Here is a 3988-nt window from a genome sequence, read left to right on the forward strand (position 1 = left end):
TTTAATTACTAAGCAATTTCTTCTATAGTTCTTAAAAGTCTTTCATAACATCTTTTTCAAATCATACAATAAAGCTACTTTTAGCAGTTTTGCTATAGCTATTAGTTATCAATAAGATAATGTACAATATATAATTGACATATCAACTTTAACTTTATATAAAGTACTAAATAATTAATTTAAAGGTATAAAATGAAACTTTATAAACTTGTTACTATATTAATGAGTACTATAATCTTAAGTGGTTGTGCTACAATTTTTTCCGGTACGACTCAAGATATTCATGTTAAAGTTATAGATACTAAGAATAACGCTGCTTTAGAAAATGTAGTATGTACCGTTACCGATGGAACAGGAGGAAGTTATGTCTTGCCAAATAATCCAGGGATAGTAAAGGTACGGAGAACTTCAGGTGCAGTGTTAATTGATTGTAAAAAAGAAGGATACAAACAACTTAATATTGCTGTTGGAGATAATTTTAATAGTGTAACTCTTATTAATGCGCTGTTTTGGCCAGGGTTTATTGTGGATGCATTAAGTGGATCATATAAAAAATATCCTTCTCATTATTTAGTAGCAATGGAAAATATTGCTTCTTGTGCGAAATAAATTTTAGAGCATTACTAACTAAAGAGAGATGTCATACCGTGGCTTGTCCACGGTATCCAGGAAAATAACTTAAAATACTAAATGTTTAGGTATTTTTTTTAGATCCCATGAATAAATCACGGGATGACATCGAGTTTTTTACCATTATCTCTCGCTAGTTAGCAATACCAATTTTAGCTTAAAAAACTATTTTTTGAATAAGTCTGTGAAGATTCCTAAAATAATCTAATTACGCTTCTCTAAGGCTAGCAGTTATAAGGTTTTTTTGAAATATGAATAACTATTCTCTTAAAAACCTTATTAACTTTTGCTAAAAAAATAACTCATATAGTCAATTGATTTAAACTCACCTACTGTACCACTCGTCGCTCTCCTATTAGTTGTAGGGTTTGTGCTCCTCGCTCCTTGTATGCGAATTCAACTGAATTGACTATAAACCTCTTTTTGGCTCAATTACTTTTAACGCTTTGTTCACTCTTTGCAATTTATTTTGTTAACAGTTCCATAGCTCTTTTTACTTTACATATTTATCTTAGGGTTATAAATTAATTGTGAATCAACTTTTTATTTAATATCTATGATAAATATTAAATTATTATTAGAAAAACTTAAGGACCAAGAAGGCGGGGGGAAAATTATTGCTGCATTGCTTGAGTCAGACATTAATGCCGTAGATAAAAAAGGAGGAAATAATGCTTTATATTTAGTAATTTTAGATAGTTTGGGGGAGAATATAGAACTTATAACTTTTTTAATAGCTAATGGAATTAATATTAATCATCAAAATTCTTTAGGTAATACGGCTCTATTATACTCAGTCGCTTCAGGCTATTCATCAGTCATAAGAATTTTATTAGAAAACGGTGCGGATATAAATATTAAAAATAATGAAAATATCACACCAGCTACTTTACTTCAAAATGAAATGCGAATAAATCAAATAGAACTTAAACCGCATTACGATAAAATTGCAGAATTATTAAATATAGCTAAAATAACTGACCAAATAATAGTCGGAGGTAAGCCGGAAGAACAAAACATTAATCTATTGGATAATAATGAATGGCACAAGTTCTTTGTTAATAGGCTTTCTGCTTTGACTAATAAAAATAGCTGCAATAAAACATACGAGATTTGTGAACAAACCAAAGTAGAGCAGCTAGGAAAAAATAATGTTCCTGATGACATCTAGCGTTTGCTTTAAAGACTGAAGTTTGTTAATCTCTACAAAAATATATTTGAGATTATATGATCACCTCATATTTAAAGGAAAATAATTCTATAGTAAAAACTGAAGAATATATTATTAATGAATCTACATTATGGATTGATTTATTTAATATAACTGATGAAGAAAGAACGCTAATAAAAACCTCATTAAATATAGAGATACCGACATTAAAGGACATATCGCAAATTGAGATTTCAGAAAGGCTATATACTGAAAATGATGCCCTATATTTAACCATAACTGAACTAGTTAATAAAGAAGCAAAATTTCCGGAAACACATTCTATAGTATTTATTCTGCATAAGAATTATCTAATTACCGTTCGTTATGTAGACTTAATCTCTTTCAATGATTGTATAGCTAAATTTGCCAAACAGTTGACGTATAAATATAGTGCAGAGCATGTTTTATTTATGTTGCTTCGTAATATGGTGACTAAATTATCGAATGTTGTACAATCAGTTAGTATGGATATTGATGATTACGGACATCTTATATTGGATAATAATATAAATGATTTACGTATAGATCATACCAATGTATTAAAGAAAATAGGTCAAAAAGGTGATTTGCTTTCTAAGAGCCGAGAATGTTTATTTTCTTTAACTATGGCTATTCAATATATTTTAAAATCTCCGCAAATAACTCACAATAAATCGTCTAAAGATCTATTAGATACTTTATCAAGAGACGTAGACTCAATTATTAATTTTTCGCAGTTTATATCTAGTGAGATTGCTAGAACCTTAGATGCAGCACTAGGTATGATTGTTATTGAGCAAAATAATATTATTAAAATTTTCTCGTTGGTTACTATATTTTTCCTGCCACCTACTTTAATAGCTAGTATTTATGGTATGAATTTTGAAGTAATGCCTGAACTTAAGTCGCCTTACGGTTACCCTATAGCCTTACTTTTAATGCTATTATCTATAATTATTCCTTATAAATATTTTAAGAAAAAGAAGTGGTTATAGTCACTTGATTTAAACTTGTCTACATCGTTACTCGTCGTCTCGCCTATTATTATAGGCTCTACCTTCGCTCCCTGTATGCAAATTCAACTTCTTTTACTATATGACATTGACACTACTTTAATTAATTATTATATTACCAAAAGTTAAAATTTCTTAATAATTAGGATTTAAATATGAGTGAATTAGATTTTGAAGTAGAAAAGACGAGTTTTGTAGTAAGTGTTATTGATATTATTGAAGAGTATATAAAAGCAGAATTTTTATTTGACTATGAAAAGCAAAAAGAAAACTTTCAGCATATTTACAATAATTTAAAGTACCTTAAACAATCGATGCCTATTGAGAATGCTGAAGTTATGAAAGAGTTTTTCAGATTAAAATCAGAATTTAGAAAATATATTAAAGATAAAGATAAAAATATAGATAAGGAATTTTTGAAGGTAATATATATAGAATCTTCTAAATTTATAAAAGAAAAAATTTTAGAAATAGATACAAAAATAGAACGTATTAAAAATGGTCAACCTGAAAATAAAGAAGAAAGAGAGGCTTATAACTGGAGTAAGAGTAATGAATTAAAGCAAAAAGAAATAGAGAATGCTTATAAGAAAAAACAAGATAAGGAAAGTATAGATAGTTATAAACAATTGAGTGCAGAGGTACAAGCGTTAAGAGCTAAATCATTAATAGAGGAGAAAGAGGATCATTTATTAGTTAAAGATGGGATGTTAAGTGCAGAAGAAATGGAGTCTATTATTTCAAATCATGAATTGTTAAATACATTAGCTAGTTATAATGATATGGCTAGTACAAATGTAGTAAAAAAGTTATTTGAAATTGCTCGTAATTATTATGAAGATGATAAGCAAAAAGGCATAAATGAACTTGGCGAAATAAACTATACAAAAGCAACTTATCTTCTTAATAAAAATATTCAAAAATTACTTAAACAAAAGCAACTTAGTTTTAAAGATATTGATTATATAGTTGGTAATGAATTAGAGAAGTTATGTGAGGTAATAGCTGGAAATAGTGCAACCCTTACTCTTAATAATGACCAAATACATAACAGTAATGATTTTTTTGATTTAGTAATATTAGGTAGGTTAGAAGAGACTCTCAAAAAGTTAGCCAACGATTTTATGGTAAATGATGAGCGGATAGAATTCTA

Annotated in this window: 4 protein-coding genes; all 4 read left to right on the top strand. The window is 28.1% G+C overall.

Translation table 11 applies throughout. From position 1 onward, the window contains the following. The first annotated feature begins 192 nt into the window (after positions 1–192). Positions 193–609 (top strand): hypothetical protein, encoded by a 417-nt coding sequence (locus AC1Z7D_RS04460; protein WP_482602338.1) that lies wholly within the window; start codon positions 193–195, stop codon positions 607–609. Positions 610–1186: 577 nt separating this feature from the next. Continuing rightward, positions 1187–1801 carry an ankyrin repeat domain-containing protein gene (locus AC1Z7D_RS04465; RefSeq protein ID WP_482602340.1) on the top strand — a complete coding sequence of 205 codons (615 nt, stop codon included), beginning with the start codon at positions 1187–1189 and terminating at the stop codon, positions 1799–1801. A gap of 56 nt (positions 1802–1857) precedes the next feature. Next, the gene (locus AC1Z7D_RS04470; RefSeq protein WP_482602342.1) at positions 1858–2817 is read left to right on the top strand and encodes a magnesium transporter CorA family protein; all 960 of its coding nucleotides are present in this window, start codon (positions 1858–1860) and stop codon (positions 2815–2817) included. A 173-nt stretch (positions 2818–2990) separates the two neighbouring features. Continuing rightward, the coding region (locus AC1Z7D_RS04475) for a hypothetical protein (RefSeq protein WP_482602344.1) at positions 2991–3988 on the top strand (998 nt) is incomplete at its 3' end.

Source organism: Rickettsia sp. (assembly GCF_965035265.1).